Origin of the sequence: Geodermatophilus telluris, from assembly GCF_900102745.1 — a bacterium.
GTDB lineage: Bacteria > Actinomycetota > Actinomycetes > Mycobacteriales > Geodermatophilaceae > Geodermatophilus > Geodermatophilus telluris.
Genome location: NZ_FMZF01000004.1, coordinates 124,354 through 141,876 on the forward strand (window position 1 = coordinate 124,354; position 17,523 = coordinate 141,876).

16 protein-coding genes are annotated in these 17,523 nt (G+C 74.6%); 5 read left to right on the top strand and 11 right to left on the bottom strand.

Annotated elements, in window-relative coordinates:
* Positions 1-17: 17 nt before the first annotated feature.
* The 8 genes from BLQ97_RS14000 to BLQ97_RS14035 all read right to left on the bottom strand — a co-directional run bounded on the left by BLQ97_RS14000 (position 18) and on the right by BLQ97_RS14035 (position 9,995).
* Complete coding sequence (locus BLQ97_RS14000; RefSeq protein WP_091366631.1) at positions 18-1,487, bottom strand: rhamnulokinase; 1,470 nt, start codon at positions 1,485-1,487, stop codon at positions 18-20.
* On the bottom strand, positions 1,484-3,520 hold the full coding sequence (locus tag BLQ97_RS14005) for a bifunctional aldolase/short-chain dehydrogenase (RefSeq protein ID WP_091366632.1): 2,037 nt from the start codon (positions 3,518-3,520) through the stop codon (positions 1,484-1,486). The genes BLQ97_RS14000 and BLQ97_RS14005 overlap by 4 nt, the downstream gene beginning before the upstream one ends.
* A gap of 124 nt (positions 3,521-3,644) precedes the next feature.
* Complete coding sequence (gene rhaI, locus BLQ97_RS14010) at positions 3,645-4,817, bottom strand: L-rhamnose isomerase (protein ID WP_091366633.1); 1,173 nt, start codon at positions 4,815-4,817, stop codon at positions 3,645-3,647.
* Positions 4,814-5,176, bottom strand: a complete 363-nt coding sequence (locus tag BLQ97_RS14015) for an L-rhamnose mutarotase (protein WP_091366634.1) — start codon at positions 5,174-5,176, stop codon at positions 4,814-4,816. Before BLQ97_RS14015 ends, rhaI begins: the two co-directional genes overlap by 4 nt.
* 61 nt (positions 5,177-5,237) lie before the next feature.
* Positions 5,238-6,326: a rhamnose ABC transporter substrate-binding protein gene (rhaS, locus tag BLQ97_RS14020; protein ID WP_091366635.1), complete on the bottom strand. Its 1,089-nt coding sequence runs from the start codon at positions 6,324-6,326 to the stop codon at positions 5,238-5,240.
* Positions 6,327-6,380: 54 nt separating this feature from the next.
* Positions 6,381-7,391, bottom strand: a complete 1,011-nt coding sequence (locus BLQ97_RS14025; protein WP_217637196.1) for an ABC transporter permease — start codon at positions 7,389-7,391, stop codon at positions 6,381-6,383.
* Positions 7,381-8,460, bottom strand: a complete 1,080-nt coding sequence (locus BLQ97_RS14030; protein ID WP_217637197.1) for an ABC transporter permease — start codon at positions 8,458-8,460, stop codon at positions 7,381-7,383. The genes BLQ97_RS14025 and BLQ97_RS14030 overlap by 11 nt, the downstream gene beginning before the upstream one ends.
* Positions 8,457-9,995, bottom strand: a complete 1,539-nt coding sequence (locus BLQ97_RS14035; RefSeq protein ID WP_175471743.1) for a sugar ABC transporter ATP-binding protein — start codon at positions 9,993-9,995, stop codon at positions 8,457-8,459. The genes BLQ97_RS14030 and BLQ97_RS14035 overlap by 4 nt, the downstream gene beginning before the upstream one ends.
* Before the next feature lie 209 nt (positions 9,996-10,204).
* Between BLQ97_RS14035 and BLQ97_RS14040 the strand changes: the two genes are divergently transcribed.
* From BLQ97_RS14040 to BLQ97_RS14055, 4 genes are read left to right on the top strand one after another with little or no spacing between them, the layout of a single operon-like run.
* The gene (locus tag BLQ97_RS14040) at positions 10,205-11,230 is read left to right on the top strand and encodes a LacI family DNA-binding transcriptional regulator (RefSeq protein WP_217637198.1); all 1,026 of its coding nucleotides are present in this window, start codon (positions 10,205-10,207) and stop codon (positions 11,228-11,230) included.
* A gap of 9 nt (positions 11,231-11,239) precedes the next feature.
* Positions 11,240-12,013 carry a (Fe-S)-binding protein gene (locus tag BLQ97_RS14045; protein ID WP_091366636.1) on the top strand — a complete coding sequence of 258 codons (774 nt, stop codon included), beginning with the start codon at positions 11,240-11,242 and terminating at the stop codon, positions 12,011-12,013.
* On the top strand, positions 12,010-13,539 hold the full coding sequence (locus BLQ97_RS14050; RefSeq protein ID WP_091366637.1) for a LutB/LldF family L-lactate oxidation iron-sulfur protein: 1,530 nt from the start codon (positions 12,010-12,012) through the stop codon (positions 13,537-13,539). The genes BLQ97_RS14045 and BLQ97_RS14050 overlap by 4 nt, the downstream gene beginning before the upstream one ends.
* Positions 13,536-14,162 (top strand): LutC/YkgG family protein, encoded by a 627-nt coding sequence (locus BLQ97_RS14055; protein ID WP_091366965.1) that lies wholly within the window; start codon positions 13,536-13,538, stop codon positions 14,160-14,162. The genes BLQ97_RS14050 and BLQ97_RS14055 overlap by 4 nt, the downstream gene beginning before the upstream one ends.
* Before the next feature lie 108 nt (positions 14,163-14,270).
* On the opposite strand, the gene BLQ97_RS14060 is transcribed toward BLQ97_RS14055, so the two are convergent.
* Positions 14,271-14,636, bottom strand: a complete 366-nt coding sequence (locus tag BLQ97_RS14060) for a thioredoxin family protein (RefSeq protein WP_091366638.1) — start codon at positions 14,634-14,636, stop codon at positions 14,271-14,273.
* Between the two features lie 79 nt (positions 14,637-14,715).
* Complete coding sequence (locus BLQ97_RS14065) at positions 14,716-16,104, bottom strand: MFS transporter (protein WP_091366639.1); 1,389 nt, start codon at positions 16,102-16,104, stop codon at positions 14,716-14,718.
* Positions 16,105-16,297: 193 nt separating this feature from the next.
* On the opposite strand from BLQ97_RS14065, the gene BLQ97_RS14070 reads away from it, so the two are divergent.
* Positions 16,298-16,699, top strand: a complete 402-nt coding sequence (locus tag BLQ97_RS14070) for a DUF6841 family protein (protein WP_091366640.1) — start codon at positions 16,298-16,300, stop codon at positions 16,697-16,699.
* Between the two features lie 21 nt (positions 16,700-16,720).
* On the opposite strand, the gene BLQ97_RS14075 is transcribed toward BLQ97_RS14070, so the two are convergent.
* A complete protein-coding gene (locus tag BLQ97_RS14075) occupies positions 16,721-17,395 on the bottom strand; it encodes a TetR/AcrR family transcriptional regulator (protein WP_091366641.1) in 675 nt (224 codons plus the stop codon).
* Between the last annotated feature and the right edge of the window lie 128 nt (positions 17,396-17,523).

A 17,523-nucleotide genomic window follows, 5' to 3' on the forward strand; every position in this document is an offset into this window, starting at 1 on the left:
GCGAGGGGGCCGGCCCGTCACGACAGGCGGGCCTCGGCGGCGTCCCAGGCGGCGGCCGAGCCCGCGGGCCGGTACTCCACCAGCGCCTGCGTGCCGCGCAGCAGCCGCCGCATCTCCCCGAGGCCGCCCTCGATCCCGCCGAGGGCCCGCGCCTGCACCAGCGCGTTGCCCAGCGCCGCGGCCTCGACCGGCCCGGCGAGCACCGGCAGGCCGCAGGCGTCGGCGGTCAGCTGGCACAGCAGTGCGTTGCGCGCTCCCCCGCCGACGACGTGGACGACCTCGACCTCGCGCCCGGACAGCTCGACGGCGCGGCGGACGGTCCGCCGGTAGGCCAGCGCCAGGCTGTCGACGATGCAGCGCACCGTCTCGGCCTGGCCCTGGGGCGGCGCCTGGCCGGTCGCGGCGCAGGCCAGCGCGATCCGGCTCGGCACGTCACCGGGCGGCAGGAAGCGCGGGTCGTCGACGTCGACCACCGCGGTGAACGCCGGCACCCGGGCCGCCGCGGCGAGCAGGTCGGGCAGGTCGGCAGGCAGGCCCGCCGCCGCCCAGGTGCGCAGCGACTCCTGCAGCAGCCACAGGCCCATGACGTTGTGCAGGTGGCGCACCGTGCCGTCGACGCCGAGCTCGTTGGTGAACCCCGCCTCCCGGCTCGCCGCGGTGAGCACCGGCTTCTCCAGCTCCACGCCCACCAGCGACCAGGTGCCGCAGGAGACGTAGGCGAACCGGTCGCCCTCCGCGGGGACGCCGACCACCGCCGAGGCCGTGTCGTGCGACCCGACGGCGACCACCGGGACCTCGCCCAGCCCGGTCTCCGCGCGCACCTCGGCGGTCAGCCGGCCGATCTCCTCCCCCGGCTGCACCAGCGCGGGCAGCAGGTCGCGGGGCAGGTCGAGCCGGTCGAGCAGGCCGGTCGCCCACTGCCGCGTCGTCGCGTCGAGCAGCCCGGTGGTGGAGGCGTTGGTGACCTCCGCCCGGCGCGCCCCGGTGAGCCAGTAGGCCAGCAGGTCGGGCACCAGCAGCGCCTGCCGGGCGGCGGCGAACCGCGCCGTCCCGCGCATCGCGGCGAGCTGGAACACCGTGTTGAACGGCAGGTGCTGCAGGCCGTTGACGGCGTAGAGCTCGTCGGGCGGGACGAGCGCGTGCACCCCCGGCACCGCGGTCTCGTGCCGGGCGTCGCGGTAGTGCACCGGGTTGCCCAGCAGCGCGCCGTCGGCGTCGAGCAGGCCGACGTCGACCGCCCAGCTGTCGATGCCGACGCCGTCGACCGCGCCGCCGTTGGCCTCCCGCCCGGCGGCGCGCAGCCCGTCGAGCACCCCGGCGTAGAGGCCGAGGACGTCCCAGTGCAGCGTGCCCGCCGTGCGCACCGGCCGGTTGGGGAACCGGTGCACCTCGGTGAGGTCCAGCCGCCCGGGGCCGACCCGCGCGGCCATCACCCGGCCGCTCGAGGCGCCCAGGTCGACAGCCGCGAGGGTCAGCTCGCGGGTCATCGCAGGAAGGCCGCGGCGACGCCGGAGTCGACCGGGACGTGCAGGCCGGTCGTCCGGGTGAGGTCGCCGCCGGTGAGGGCGAAGACGGCGTCGGCGACGTGCTCGGGCAGCACCTCGCGCTTGAGCAGGGTGCGCTGGGCGTAGAACTGGCCCAGCTCCTCCTCGGGCACCCCGTAGACGGCGGCGCGCTGGGCACCCCAGCCGCCGGCGAAGATGCCCGACCCGCGGACCACGCCGTCGGGGTTGATGCCGTTGACCCGGATCTGGTGCTCGCCGAGCTCGGCGGCCAGCAGCCGCACCTGGTGCGCCTGGTCGGCCTTGGTCGAGGAGTAGGCGATGTTGCTCGGGCCGGCGAAGACCGCGTTCTTCGAGGAGATGTAGACGAGGTCGCCGCCGAGGCCCTGCTCGATCATGATCCGGGCCGCCTCGCGGGAGACGAGGAAGCTGCCCTTGGCCATGACGTCGTGCTGCAGGTCCCAGTCGGCCTCGGTGGTCTCCAGCAGCGGCTTGGAGATCGACAGGCCGGCGTTGTTCACCACCAGGTCCACCCCGCCGAAGGCCAGGCAGGCCTCGCGGAAGGCGGCGGCCACGGCCTCGGCGTCGGAGACGTCGGCGGCCACGCCGATCGCGACGTCGGCCGAGCCGATCTCCGCGGCGGCGGCCTGCGCCCTGGCCAGGTCGAGGTCGGCGACGACGACGCAGGCGCCCTCGCCCGCCAGCCGCTCGGCGATCGCCCTGCCGATGCCGCTGGCCGCGCCGGTGACCAGGGCGACCCGGGTGGCCAGCGGCTTGGGCTTCGGCATCCGCTGGAGCTTCGCCTCCTCCAGCGCCCAGTACTCGATGCGGAACTTCTCGCTCTCGTCGATCGGGGCGTAGGTGGAGACCGCCTCGGCGCCGCGCATCACGTTGATCGCGTTGACGTAGAACTCGCCGGCCACGCGGGCGGTCTGCTTGTTCGCGCCGAAGCTGAACATGCCGACGCCGGGCACCAGCACGATCGCCGGGTCGGCGCCGCGCATGGCCGGCGAGTCGGCGGTGGCGTGCCGCTGGTAGTAGGCGGCGTACTCGGCGCGGTACTCCTCGTGCAGCGCCTTCAGCCGGGCGACGACGTCCTCGACCGGCGCGGTGGCCGGCAGGTCGACGACCAGCGGCCGCACCTTGGTGCGCAGGAAGTGGTCGGGGCAGGAGGTGCCCAGCGCCGCGAGGGGCGCCAGCTGCTCGCGCGACAGGAAGTCCAGGACGACGTCGGAGTCGGTGAAGTGCCCGACCTGCGGCTTGTCGGTGCTCGCGAGCCCGCGGACGACGGGCGCGAGGACGGCGGCCCGGTGCCGGCGCTCGGCCGCCGGCAGCGGCTCGAAGCCGGGGACGACGGCGCCGAACGGCTCCGGCTTCCCGCGCTCGGCCAGGAACGCCTCGGCAGTGCGGATGATCTCCAGCGAGTGGGCCTCGGCCTCCTCGCTGGTGGCGCCCCAGGCGGTGATGCCGTGCCCGCCGAGGACGCAGCCGATCGCCTGCGGGTTCTTGTCCTTGATCGCGGCGATGTCCAGGCCGAGCTGGAAGCCCGGGCGCCGCCACGGCACCCACACGACGCGGTCGCCGAAGCACTCGCGGGTCAGCGCCTCGCCGTCGGCCGCCGTCGCCAGGGCGATGCCGGAGTCGGGGTGCAGGTGGTCGACGTGCGCGGCGTCGACCAGGCCGTGCATCGCGGTGTCGATCGACGGCGCGGCGCCACCGCGGCCGTGCAGGCAGAAGTCGAACGCGGCGACCATCTCGTCCTCGCGCTCGACGCCCGGGTAGACGTCGACCAGCGAGCGCAGCCGGTCCAGCCGCAGCACGGCCAGGCCGGACTCGGTCAGGGTGCCGAGGTCGCCGCCGGAGCCCTTGACCCACAGCAGCTCGACGGGGCGGCCGGTGACCGGGTCGGTCCCGGTGCCCGTCGCGGAGGTGTTGCCGCCGGCGTAGTTGGTGTTGCGCGGGTCGGCGCCGAGCCGGTTCGACCGCGCGAGGAGGTCACTGACCACGGGGTTGGTCACGGAGGTGGTTCCTTCCGGGTTCTGCCGCGTCGAGATCCCGGGATCTCGCACGGTCGAGCGAGCTGGTGTGGACGAGATCGCGGGATCTCGACGGGTGGGGTGCGGGAACGGCCGGGCGCCTCGTTCACGCGCCCCAGGAGGCCTGGGTGCCGCCGACGCGCTCGCGGGCGATGCGCTCCTGGTGGCCCGAGCGGGCGTAGGCGGCGTAGGGGTCGGCGTCGAGCCCCGTGCTCTCCCGCAGCTCGGCCAGCAGCGGGCGGACGTCGGTGGAGAAGGCGTCGGTCAGCGCGCCGTGCGCGGCGAGCACGTCACCGGACTGCTGGGCGGCGGTCAGCGCGTCGCGGTCGACCAGCAGCGCCTTGGCCGTGGCCTCCTGCACGTTGAGCACCGAGCGGATCTGGCCGGGGATCTTGGGCTCGATGTTGTGGCACTGGTCGAGCATGAAGTTGACGCCGGAGTCGGGCCGCAGCGCGTCGGCGGCGACGATCTCGTTCATGATCCGGAACAGCTGGAACGGGTCGGCCGAGCCGACGATGAGGTCGTCGTCGCCGTAGTAGCGCGAGTTGAAGTCGAACGCGCCGAGCCGGCCCACCCGCAGCAGCTGCATGACGATGAACTCGATGTTGGTGCCCGGCGCGTGGTGGCCGGTGTCGAGGACGACGGTGGCCTGCTCGCCGAGGGCCAGGCAGTGCAGCAGCGAGGTGCCCCAGTCGGGGATGTCCATCGCGTAGAAGTAGGGCTCGTAGAACTTGTACTCCAGCAGCAGCCGCATGCCGGGGTCGAGCAGCGCGTAGACCTGCTGCAGGGAGTCGGCGAGGCGGTCCTGCCGGGCGCGCAGGTCGTCCTGGCCGGCGTAGTTGGTGCCGTCGGGCAGCCACAGCTTCAGGTCGGTCGAGCCGGTGGCGCGCATGACGTCGACGCACTGCGCGTGGTGGGCGATCGCCTTGTCCCGGACCCGCTTCTCGGGGTGGGTGAGGGAGCCGAGCCGGTAGTCGTCGTCCTGGAACAGGTTGGAGTTGATCGCGCCGATCGAGACGCCGAGGTCGGCGGCGTGCGCGGCGAGCTTGCCGAAGTCGTCGACGAGGTCCCACGGGACGTGCAGCGACACCCGCGGCGCGACGCCGGTGAAGCGGTGCACCTGCGCGGCGTCCTCGATCTTCTCGAAGGGGTCGCGGGCCACGCCGGGCTGGCCGAAGACCTTGAACCGGGTCCCGGAGTTGCCGAACGCCCAGGAGGGCAGCTCGATCGTCTGCTCGGCCAGCGCGGCGAGGGCGCGGGTGCGGAGGTCGGTGGTCACGAGAGGTCTCCCGATGGTGCGGTGGTGGGCTCCTCGAGGGCCCTCAGCTGGGCGTCGAGGTCGAAGACGAGCTCCAGCTCGGCCTTGCCGCGGCCGTTCCCGGTCGCGAAGAAGGGGGCCATCGAGGCCTCCCAGCGGGCGCTCACCTCGGTGGCGTCCACGGCGGCCTGGGCGGCGGTGAGGTCGTCGGTCTCCACGACGCCGACGAGCAGGCCGTCGTCGCGGAGGAAGAGCTGGTAGTCGCGCCAGCCGGCGTCGCGCAGCGCGCGCAGCATGTCCGGCCAGACGACGGCGTGCCGCTCGCGGTACTCGGCCAGCCGCTCGGGGCGGACCTGGAGGGTGAAGACGGCACGGGGCACGGTGGTCTCCTGGTGGTGGTCCCCCGCCGCCGGCCGGGCGGGCCGGCGGCGGGGGGACGACTCAGAAGTCGAAGTCGTCGATGTTGTCGGCGCTGAACACGGTGGGCTCGCCGAGCACGACGACGCCGTCGGCGCCGACCTCGTACTCGCCGAGGTCACCGGCCTCGAAGGTCTCGCCCTCCTCGCCGGTGATCTGGCCGGCGGCCAGCGCGGCGCCGGCGTAGGCGGCCAGGTAGCCGAGGTCCTCGGGGTTCCACAGCGCGAAGGCGGTGACGGTGCCGTCCTGGACGAACTCGCGCATCTGGTTCGGGGTGCCCAGGCCGGTCAGCGCGACCCGGCCCTTGTACTCCGAGCCGGACAGGTAGCGCGCCGCGGCCGAGATGCCCACGGTGGTCGGCGAGATGATGCCCTTGAGGTCGGGGTAGGTCTGCAGCAGACCCTGGGTCTCCTGGAAGGACTTCTCGTCCTCGTCGTCGCCGTAGACCGTCGTCACGATCTCCATGTCGGGGTACTCCTGGGCGGCGTACTCCGTCATGAGCTCGATCCAGGTGTTCTGGTTCGTCGCGTTCGCCGTCGCCGACAGGATCGCCACCTGGCCCGCGCCGCCGATCTGGTCGGCCATCGTGTCGATCTGGGTCTGCGCGATGCCCTCGGCCGTGGCCTGGTTGATGAACAGGTCGCGGCACTCGGGGTCGGTGTCGGAGTCGAAGGTGACCACGCTGGCGCCGCCGCTGCGGGCCTGGTCCAGCGCGCTGCAGATGGCGTTGGGGTCGTTGGCCGAGGTCAGGATGACGTCGGCGCCCTGCTGGGTCAGCGTGTTGATGTAGCTGACCTGCGAGGAGGCGCTGGCCTCCGACGGGCCCACCTGGCTGAACTCGCCGTCGATCTCGCCGACGGCCCGCTCGGAGCCGGTGGCGGCGACGTCGAAGTAGGGGTTGTTGAGCTGCTTGGGCAGGAAGGCGACGGCGAGGTCGGCGGGGATCTCGGCGTCCGGGTCCGCGGACGCGCCGGCCGCGTCGCCGCCGGAGCTGCTGCCCTCGTCCTCCCCGCGGGTGGTACCGCCGCAGGCGGCCGTGGTGAGCACCATGGCGGCCACCGCCAGGCCGGTCAGGCCACCGCGCACGCGGCGGCTGGTCAGGAACAGCGACATCGGGGTCCCTCTCTTCGGGTGGGTGGGGGTGGTGCGGTGGTGCGGTTCGGGGGGTCAGGCGGGGGCCCGGCGGCGCCGGCCCCGGACCCGGGCGGCGACCTGCGGCGCGACGACCGCGGTGATCAGCAGCACGCCGGTGACGATGTTGAGGACGTCGGAGGGCACGTTGACCAGCTGCAGCGCGTTGCGGACCGAGCCGAGCAGCAGCGCGCCGGCGATGACGCCGAGCAGCCCGCCGCTGCCGCCGAAGATCGACACCCCGCCGAGCAGGATCGCCGCGATGACCTGCAGCTCCAGGCCGGTGGCGTTGTCCGCGCGGGCGCTGCCGTAGCGCAGCGTCCAGTAGACGCCGCCGAGGGCGCTGACCACGCCGGTGACGACGAACAGCCACAGCTTCGTGCGGGCGACGTCGATGCCGCTGAACCGGGCGGCGTCCTCGCTGTTGCCCATGGCGTAGAGCGAGCGGCCGATCGGCGTGGCGTGCAGGACGACGGCGGTGACCGCGATCAGGACCAGCAGCGGGACGACGACGGTCGGGATGCCGGTGGAGCCGATCGAGCTGATCGCCCAGGTGGTCCAGGCCCGCGGGAAGTCGGCCACCGCCTGGTCGCCCAGGACGACGAACGCCAGCCCGCGGTAGAGCGCCAGCGTGCCGATGGTCACCGCCAGCGAGGGCAGGCCCAGCCGGGTCACGAGGAACCCGTTGACCGCGCCGAGCACGCCGCCCAGCACGAGCACCAGCGGGACGATCGCCTCCAGCGGCAGCCCGGCCACCCACAGCTGGCCCATGACCGCGCTGCACAGGCCGACGGTGCTGGCCACCGACAGGTCGATCTCCCCGGTGACCACGATCAGCGTCAGCGGCAGCGCGATGAGCGCGATGACGACGACGTCGAGCAGCAGGAAGCCGGCGTTGCGGGTGCTGGCGAAGCCCTCGACCGAGAACGCGGCGACGACCAGGAACAGCACCAGGAACGTGGTGATGACGCTGCCCGCGGGCAGGGTCCGCTCGCGGCGGGCGGGCGCGGCGGCCGGGGCCGGTGCGGGAGCGGTGTCAACGGTCACGGCGGGCGTTCCTCCCCCGGAGTCGGGCGGCCAGGCGCAGCTGCAGCGCGCGGTCGAGGGCGATGGCGGCGAGGATCAGCGCGCCGACGGCGGCGTCGCGCCAGAAGGGGTCCAGGCCGAGCTGGGGCAGCGCGGTGCCGATCGTGGTGAGCAGCAGCGCGCCGAGCGCGGCGCCGTAGACCGAGCCGCTGCCGCCGAAGATGGCCACCCCGCCGACCACCGCGGCGGCCACGACGAACAGCTCCTGGCCGGTGCCGGCGGTGGTGTCCAGCGTCTGGAAGCGGGCGGCGTAGAGGACGCCGGCCAGCCCGGCGAGGGCGCCGTTGACGACGAACGCGGTGAGCACCCGCCGGCCGACCGGGATGCCCGACAGCCGCGCGGCCTCGGGTGCCGAGCCGATGCCGTAGAGCTCGCGGCCGCTGCGGAAGGTGCGCAGGTACCAGCCGACCAGCAGCACGACGGCGACGGCCACGAGGAACAGCACCGGGACGCCGAGCAGCCGCGCGCCGCCGAGGGCCTTGAAGCCCGCGGGGAGGTCGGCGGCGTTGATCTGCAGCCGGTCGGCGCTGGACGCCCACAGCGAGTCCAGGCCGCGGAAGGCGTAGAGCGTGCCGAGGGTGACCACCAGCGAGGGCACCCCGGCGGCGGCCACGACCAGGCCGTTGACCAGGCCGCACACCGCGCCGACCGCGGTGCCGGCGAGCACCGCGACGACCACCGGCGTGCCCGGCGCGACCACCAGCAGCGTGCCGGTGGCGTAGGCCGACAGGCCCAGCACCGAGCCGACCGAGAGGTCGACGTTGCGGGTGACGATCACCATCGTCTGGCCCGCGGCGAGCACGGTGAGGATCGCGGCCGACAGCAGCAGGTCGCGGACGTTCTGGCCGGACAGGAACCGCGGGTTGGCGACCACCGTGACCAGCACCAGCAGCACCAGCGCGGCGAGGATGCCGAGCTCGCGCACCACGAACAGCCGGTGCACGAGGGCCGAGCCGCGGCGGCCGGTGCGCTCGGGGGCGGCCAGCTCCTCGGGCAGCGCGGCGGGGCTCTTGGTCGCCGGGGCGCTCACCGGGCCGCCCCGGCGCTCGGGGCGCCCTGGCCGGTCGCGGCCAGCATCACGCTGTCCTCGTCGGCGCGGGCGCGCGGGATGTCGTCGACGAGGCGGCCCTCGGAGACGACGAGGACGCGGTCGGCCATGCCGAGCACCTCCGGCAGTTCGCTGGACACCATCACGACGGCCAGGCCCTCGGCGGCCAGTTGCGAGAGCAGCCGGTGCACCTCGGACTTGGTGCCGACGTCGATGCCGCGGGTGGGCTCGTCGACGATCAGCACCCGCGGCTCGGTCGACAGCCACTTGGCCAGGACGACCTTCTGCTGGTTGCCGCCGGACAGCGTGGACACCGGGTCGCTGAGCTTCCCGGCCTTGACCTGCAGGCGCGTCGACCACTCGGCGGCCTGCGCGCGCTCGGCGCGGGAGCTGAGCAGGCCGGCCCTCGCCAGCTGCCAGCGGCGGGTGAGGGTGGCGTTGCGCTCCACCGACAGCTCCATGACCAGGCCCTGCTGGCGGCGGTCCTCGGGGACCAGCGCGATGCCGGCGGCCATCGCCGCGGCCGGGTCGCCCTTCCGCAGCGCCTTCCCCGAGACCCGGACGGTGCCGGCGTCGTAGGTGTCGACGCCGAAGACCGCGCGCACGATCTCGCTGCGCCCGGCGCCGACCAGGCCGGCCAGCGCGACGATCTCGCCGGCCCGCACGTCGAAGGAGACGTCGGAGAACACGCCGCGGGTGGTCAGGCCGCGCACCTCGAGCACGACGTCGCCGGGCTCGACGTCGACCTTCGGGAACAGCGAGGAGACCTCGCGGCCGACCATCCGGCGGACCACCTGGTCGACGGTGAGGTCGCGGGCGAGGTCGGTGGAGACCCACTGCCCGTCGCGCATGACGGTGATCCGGTCGCAGAGGTCGAACACCTCGTCGAAGCGGTGGGAGATGAACAGCACCGCCGCGCCGGAGTCGCGCAGCGAGCGGGCGACGGCGAACAGCCGCTCCACCTCCACGCCCGACAGGGTCGCCGTCGGCTCGTCCATGACCAGCACCCGCGCGTCGAACGACAGCGCCTTGGCGATCTCGACCATCTGCTGGTCGGCGATGGACAGGCCGCGCGCCGGGCGGTCGGGGTCGAGCGCCACGCCGAGCCGGTCGAACAGCTCGCGGCAGCGGCGGGCCAGCGTCCGGCGGTCGATCCGGCGGCCGGGCAGCAGCGGCTGGCGGCCCATGAAGATGTTCTCGGCGACCGACAGGTCGGGGAACAGCGTGGGCTCCTGGTAGATGACCGCGATGCCGGCGGCGCGCGCGGCGGCCGGGTCGGCGAGGGTCACCGGCTGCCCGTCGAGCAGCACCCGCCCGGTGTCGGGGCCGTGGACCCCGGCCAGGATCTTCACCAGCGTCGACTTGCCGGCGCCGTTCTCGCCCACCAGCGCGTGGGCCTCCCCCGCGTGCAGCTCCAGCCGCGCGCCGCGCAGGGCGGCGACCGCGCCGAAGCTCTTGCCGACGTCCTCCAGGGCCAGTACGACCCGGCCGGGCGCCGACGACGACGCGTGGTCCACGGTGACCACCTCCGATGCTGAAACGATTCACAGGCCCTGTGGCGCAGACCATAGGGCTCGCGCCTGAGACGTGTCAACGACCACTCCGGTGCCCGGTAACGAGTGCGGGCTGGCGGACTGCTGGGCGGTTGACACGTTTCAGGGCATAGGGTGACGATCGCCGCACGGCGTCCGCCCCGGGCGCCTCCCCCGGCCTGCGAGGAGGCGCCGTGCCCGCGAGCATCCGCGACGTCGCCGAGTCCGCCGGCGTCTCGGTCGGCACGGTCAGCAACGTGCTCAACCGGCCGGAGGTGGTCAGCGCGGCCACCCGCGAGCGGGTGCTCGGCGCCATCGCCGCGCTGGGCTTCGTGCGCAACGAGTCGGCCCGCCAGCTGCGCGCCGGCTCCAGCCGCACGGTGGGGCTGGTCGTGCTCGACATCGCCAACCCGTTCTTCACCGACGTGGCCCGGGGCGTGGAGGACGTCGTCAACCCCGCCGGGCTCGCGCTGATCCTGTGCAACTCCGACGACCGCCCCGAGAAGGAGTCCGCACACCTCGACGTGCTGGCCGAGCAGCGGGTGCAGGGGGTGCTCATCACCCCGACCGCCGAGCTCACCCCGCACCTGCAGACGCTGCGCCGGCGCGGCGTCCCGGTGGTGCTCGTCGACCGCCGCGCGCCCGGGCCCGACCAGTGCGCGGTCGCCGTCGACGACGTCCTCGGCGGGCGGCTGGCCGCCGAGCACCTGCTCGAGCGCGGGCACCGGCGGATCGCCTTCATCGGCGGCGCCTCGGGCCTGCCGCAGGTGCAGGAGCGGCACGACGGCGTCGAGGCGGCGGTGCGCGAGGCCACCGGCGCCGTCGACGAGCTGCTCACCCTCTCCCCCGAGGCGCTCACCGTCGCGGGCGGGCGCGAGGCCGCCGCCCGGATCGTGGGCATGCCCGCGTCCCGCCGGCCCACCGCCGCGGTCTGCGCCAACGACCTCATGGCCCTGGGCGTGCTGCAGGAGATGGTCCGCCAGGGGGTGCGGGTGCCCGACGAGTTCGCCATCGTCGGCTACGACGACATCGACTTCGCCGCGGCCGCCGCGGTCCCGCTCACCTCGGTGCGCAAGCCGCGCCAGGAGCTCGGGTCCCGCGCGGCGGAGTTGCTGCTGGACGAGGCGCGGGGCGAGGGTCACGTACACGTCCAGGAGGTCTTCGAGCCGGTGCTCGTCGTCCGTGAGTCCAGCCGCGTCCGCCGCACCGGCGGGCAGTGAGGGGGTTCCATGAGGGTCGCGCTCTTCGCCACCTGCCTGGTGGACACGGTGGTGCCGCAGGTCGCCCGGGCGACCGCGGCACTGCTGGAGCGGCTGGGCCACGAGGTGGTCGTGCCCGCCGGGCAGGCCTGCTGCGGGCAGATGCACGTCAACACCGGGTACCGGCGCGAGGCGGTGCCCATCGTGGCCAACCACGTGCGCGCCTTCGCCGGCGCCGAGGCCGTCGTCGCGCCGTCGGGGTCGTGCGTGGCCTCGATCCACCACCAGCAGGCGATGGTGGCCCGCCGGGCGGGCGAGCACGCGCTGGCCGCCGACGCCGAGGCGCTGGCCGAGCGCACCTACGAGCTGTCGCAGTTCCTCGTCGACGTCCTCGGCGTGACCGACGTCGGCGCCTACTACCCGCACCGGGTGACCTACCACCCGACCTGCCACTCGCTGCGGCTGCTGAAGGTGGGCGACCGGCCGCTGCGGCTGCTGCGCGCGGTGCGCGGGCTGGAGCTGGTCGAGCTGCCGGGCGCGGAGTCGTGCTGCGGGTTCGGCGGCACGTTCTCGGTGAAGAACGCCGACACCTCGACCGCGATGCTCACCGACAAGATGGCCAACGTGCTGTCCACGCACGCCGAGGTCTGCACCGCCGGCGACTCCTCCTGCCTGATGCACATCGGCGGCGGGCTGTCGCGGCTGCGCTCGGGCACCCGGACGGTGCACCTAGCCGAGATCCTCGCCTCGACGGAGGACGCCGTGACCCCGCACCAGACCACCCGCCCGGCGGTGACCGCGTGACCACCACCCCGCAGGACCTGCGCACCGACCAGACCCCGCTCGCGCCCGGCGCGCCGCGGTCGGGGACGACGTTCCTCGGCCTGCCCACCGCGCCCCGCGGCGTCGGCCACCTGCGCGGCGACCGGTCCTTCCCCGACGCCGCCCGCGACGCGCTGCGCGACGGCCAGCTGCGCGCCAACCTCGGCCACGCGACCCAGACGATCCGCGGCAAGCGGGCCCGGGTCGTGGCCGAGCTGCCCGACTGGCAGCAGCTGCGCGCGGCCGGCAGCGCCCTGAAGACCGCGACGATGGCCCGCCTCGACGAGCACCTCGAGGAGCTGGAGCGACAGGTGACCGCGCGCGGCGGCACGGTGCACTGGGCGCGCGACGCCGGCGAGGCCAACCGCATCGTCACCGACCTGGTGCGGGCCACCGGCAGCGACGAGGTGGTCAAGGTCAAGTCGATGGCCACCCAGGAGATCGGCCTCAACGAGGCGCTCGAGGCCGCGGGCATCACCGCCCACGAGACCGACCTCGCCGAGCTGATCGTGCAGCTCGGCGACGACGCGCCCAGCCACATCCTGGTGCCGGCGATCCACAAGAACCGCGCCGAGATCCGCGAGATCTTCCTGCGCACCATGCCGCGGGTGGACGCCGACCTCACCGACGAGCCGCGCCGACTGGCGATGGCCGCCCGGGCGCACCTGCGGGAGCGGTTCCTGCGGGCCCGGGTGGCGATCAGCGGGGCGAACTTCGCCGTCGCCGAGACCGGCACCCTCGCCGTGGTCGAGAGCGAGGGCAACGGCCGGATGTGCCTGACCCTGCCCGAGACGCTGATCACCGTCATGGGCATCGAGAAGCTGGTGCCCACCTGGCGCGACCTGGAGGTGTTCCTCCAGCTGCTGCCCCGCTCCTCCACCGGCGAGCGGATGAACCCCTACACCTCGACGTGGGCCGGGGTGACGCCCGGCGACGGGCCGCAGGACTTCCACCTGGTGCTGGTCGACAACGGCCGGACGGCGGTGCTCGCCGACGAGGTGGGCCGCCAGGCGCTGCACTGCATCCGGTGCTCGGCCTGCCTCAACGTCTGCCCGGTGTACGAGCGCACCGGCGGGCACGCCTACGGCTCGGTGTACCCGGGGCCGATCGGCGCGGTGCTCTCGCCGCAGCTGACCGGCGTCGAGGACAACGCCTCGCTGCCCTACGCCTCGTCCCTGTGCGGCGCCTGCTACGACGTCTGCCCGGTGGCGATCGACATCCCCTCGATCCTGGTGCACCTGCGCGCCGAGCACGTCGAGGCGCAGGAGCGGCCGACCGCCGAGTCGGTCGCGTTCAGGGCGCTGGCGCGGGCGATGTCGCACCCGCGGCTGTGGCGGCTGGCGCAGCGGGCGGCCGGGCTGGGCCGCCTCGTCGCCCGGGGCCGGCCCACGATGCCGGCCGCGCTGCCCTTCCCCGCCTCGGCGTGGACCCGCAGCCGCGACCTGCCGACCCCGCCGGCGGAGAGCTTCACCGCCCAGTGGGTGCGCGAGCACGGGGGCCGGTCGTGAGTGCGCGCGAGGAGGTGCTGGGCCGCATCCGCACCGCGCTCGGCGAGACCCGCGCGCCGGTGCCGGAGGTGGTGCGCGACTACCGCACGACCGACGACCGGCCGGTCGCCGAGCTGCTCGACGTCCTCGTCGACCGGCTCGAGGACTACAAGGCCTCGGTGCTGCGCTGCGGGCCCGAGGACGTCGCCGGCACCGTGACCGCCGCGCTGGACGCCGGGCTCGGCACCGGCTGGGCGCCGGGGTCGGTGGTGGCCGCGCCGGGGCTGCCGGCCGCGTGGCGCCCCGACGGTCTCGACACCGACGACGACCGGCCGCCGGTGCAGCTGGCCGAGCGCGCCGCCTCGGTGACCGCCGTCGCGGTGGCCATCGCCGAGACCGGCACGCTGGTGCTCGACGGGACGCCGCCGTGCGGCCGGCGGGCGCTGTCGCTGCTGCCCGACTGCCTGGTCTGCGTGGTCACCGCCGACCAAGTCGTGGGCGGGGTGCCGGAGAGCCTGGGCCGGCTGGACCCGCTGCGCCCGCTCACGATGATCAGCGGGCCGTCGGCCACGAGCGACATCGAGCTGGAGCGGGTGGAGGGCGTGCACGGCCCCCGGACGCTGGTCGTCGTCCTCGTCTCCTGAGGGGCCGCGCGATGACCAGGGAACCTGATCGTGGCGTGTCCCACCCGACCGTGGGACGTCGGGTGGGACGCGCTGCGGTGCGGTAGGACGGCGTGCGGGGTCAGCGCCTCAGCGCGGGTCGACCGGCTCGGGGAACAGCGCGCGCACCGCGGGCATGTCGAGCTCGCGCACCGTGGCGACGAGCAGGTCGAGGGAGTCGCCGGGCAGGTAGCCGGGCTCGGCGTACACCGGCACGCCGTCGCGGAACACCATCAGCGTGGGCGCCGAGCGCACCCCCACCCGCGCGGTCAGCGCGACCTCGGCCTCGGTGTCGACCGAGGCGAACACCAGCCCCGGGTGCCGCCCCGCCGCGGCGGCGAACTCGCGGGTGAACGCCCGGCTCGACCCCGACCGGGCAGCGCGGAAGTCGACCAGCACGATCCCCGGCGCGGACACCGTCGCCGCGTAGTCGGCCTCGGTGAGCACGACGGTCACCCGCCCAGTGTGCTCCGGGACGCGGACGCGTGCGGGCCCCGGCCGATCCGGCCGGGGCCCGCGGGACGAGGGTGCGCGGTCAGGCGCGGGTGAGCGTCTTCTGGCGCGCCGCCGCCCGGGTGTGGACGTCGCCGAGCTGCTCGAGCGGCACGTGCGCGGTCTCGCGGGCGGTCAGCGCGCACAGCCCGGCCACCGTGGCGGCGCCGGCGGTCAGCAGCGCCACCGGCACCCAGCCGCCGGGCCCCTCACCGACGATGGCCGCGGCGATGGCCGGCGAGAAGCCGCCGAGCGCGAAGCCGATCTGCGTGCCGATGGCCGTGCCGGAGTAGCGCACCCGCGTGCCGAACATCTCGCCGTAGAACGACGGCCAGATGCCGTTCGCCGCCGAGTAGACGACCCCGAACAGGGCGACGCCGAAGACGACGACCAGCGGGCCGCTGCCCTGCTGCAGCGCCCAGAGGAACGGGAAGGCCAGCGCGGCCGACCCCAGCGCACCGAGGGCGAACACCGGACGGCGGCCGACCCGGTCGGACAGCCGGGCCCACAGCGGCAGGACGCCCAGCGCGACGACGTTGGCCAGGATGACCATCCACAGCAGGGTCGAGCGCTCCATGCCGACGACGTTGGTGCCGTGCGCCAGCGCCCAGGTGCTGACGATCGTGCTGACCACCGAGACCAGCGCGCAGAGGACCACCCGCAGCACCGAGGCCCAGTGGTCGCGGAACAGGACGGCGACCGGCAGCTTGGCGACCTGCTCCTCCTCGCTGGCCCGCTCGAACTCCGCCGTCTCCGGCAGCGAGCGGCGCACCCAGTAGCCGACGGCGACGACGACCGCGGACAGGAAGAACGGGATCCGCCAGCCCCAGGTGAGCAGCTGGTCCTCGGGCAGCAGCGCCACCAGCAGGAAGACGACGTTGGCCAGGATCAGGCCGGCCTGGGTGCCCGACAGCGTGAAGCTGGTGAAGAAGCCGCGCCGCCCCTCGGGGGCGTGCTCGAGCGTGAGGGAGTTGGCGCCGCTCTGCTCGCCGGCCGCCGAGAGCCCCTGCAGCACGCGCAGCACGACCAGCAGCACCGGGGCGGCCACGCCGATGGCGGCGTAGGAGGGCAGCGCGCCGATGAGGAACGTCGAGACGCCCATCAGCAGCAGGGTGAGCACGAGCATCCGCTTGCGGCCGACGCGGTCGCCGAAGTGGCCGATGACCACGGCACCGAGCGGCCGGGCGACGTAGGCGACGCCGAAGGTGGCGAGGGAGATCAGCGTGCCGGTCGAGGGGTCGGACTCGGGGAAGAACACCTGCGGGAAGACCAGGCCGGCGGCCGCGCCGTAGATGAAGAAGTCGTAGTACTCGAGCATGCTGCCGACGAAGCTCGCCAGGGCGGCCTTGCGCGGCAGGCGCTCGTGGGCGGTACCGCCGGGGGCGGTACCGCCGGGGGCGGGGGTGCCACCCGGGACGGTGGGCTGGCTCATGGTCGGTCTCCTGGAGGGCCGGTGGCGCGGTGGAGGGTGCCGGCGATCGGCGGCGGGGCCCGGTGCGGTGCGCCGGGCGCTTATGTACCAGTTGGTTACGTACCAGATGGTGAGGTGATCGCGGTCACCGTGTCAACCCGTCCTAGCGGACGACCCCGTCCCGCTCCGCCCGGCCGCGCGCCACGATGCGGGCGTGGACGAACGCGAGCTCCGCGCCTGGCACGCGGGCTACCTGCACGACTTCGCCGCCCTCGGCCGGGGTGACGTCGACGACGTCGAGCGGCTGCTCGCCTGGTACGGGGTGCCGCTGGTGCTGAGCACCGACTCCGGCTGCGCCGTGCTGGCCGACGCGGCCGAGGTGCTCGCCGCCGCCCGGCAGCAGGTCGGGGCCCTGCGCGCGGCCGGCTACGACCGGAGCGTGCCGCTCTCCTCCGCCACCACGGTCGTCAACCGCACCGGCGCCCTGCACCGGGCGGCCTTCGCCCGCGTCCGGTCCGACGGCGTCGAGATCGGCCGCGTGGACACCACCTACGTCGTCGTCGAGGGGCCGGCCGGGCGCCGGATCACCGCCCTGCTCGTCCACCCGGCCGCCTGACCCGCCGCCGGGGCGGCCGGGTCAGCCCTGGCTGGCGGTCAGGTGGGCGACGACGAGGTCGGCGAGCAGCCGCCGCTGGTGGTCGCGGCGGGCCGGGTCGAGCATGTCGCGGCCGAAGATGGCGCCGAAGGTGTGCCGGTTCGCCGTCCGGAAGACGCAGAAGGCGCTGATCACCTGGTGCACGTCGAGCGCGTCGACGTCGTCGCGGAACACACCGGCGTCCCAGCCGCGCTCGAGGATGCGGCCGAGCACGTCCAGCGCGGGGTTGGCCAGCCCGGACAGCGCCTCGGAGCGGGCGATGTGCTCGGCGCGGTGGATGTTCTCGATGCTGACCAGCCGGATGAACTCCGGGTGCGCCTCGTGGTGGTCGAAGGTCAGGCCGGCCAGCTCGCGGATCGCCTCGACCGGGTCGAGGTGCTCGACGTCGACCTGCTGCTCGAGGCTGCGGATGCGGCTGTAGGCCTGCTCCAGGACGGCGACGTAGAGCTGTTCCTTGCCGCCGAAGTAGTAGTAGATCATCCGCTTGGTGGTGCTCAGCTTGTCGGCGATCTCGTTGATCCGGGCGCCGGCGTAGCCGCGGTCGGCGAACTCGGCGGTGGCCACCGCGAGGATCTCCGCGCGGGTGCGGTCGGCGTCGCGCGTCCGCTCGGGCGCACCGGAGCGTCCGGCCGGCGGCTCGGGGTGCTGGGCGGTCACGACGTCCTCCTGGCTCGACGGCCGACCCCGGCAGCCTAGGTCTCCCGCGCCGGAGCCCCGCGCGCCCGGGGCGCGGGGTGCCACGGTGGCCCGGATCACGCCGGGGGCTGGCCTTCCGCCGCGGGGTG

Excerpts from the sequence above, each read along its gene's own strand:
- BLQ97_RS14000 (WP_091366631.1), bottom strand. The coding sequence starts at position 1,487 with ATGACCCGCGAGCTGACCCTCGCGGCTGTCGACCTGGGCGCCTCGAGC.
- rhaS (WP_091366635.1), bottom strand. The coding sequence starts at position 6,326 with ATGTCGCTGTTCCTGACCAGCCGCCGCGTGCGCGGTGGCCTGACCGGC.
- BLQ97_RS14045 (WP_091366636.1), top strand. The coding sequence starts at position 11,240 with ATGAGGGTCGCGCTCTTCGCCACCTGCCTGGTGGACACGGTGGTGCCG.
- BLQ97_RS14065 (WP_091366639.1), bottom strand. The coding sequence starts at position 16,104 with ATGAGCCAGCCCACCGTCCCGGGTGGCACCCCCGCCCCCGGCGGTACC.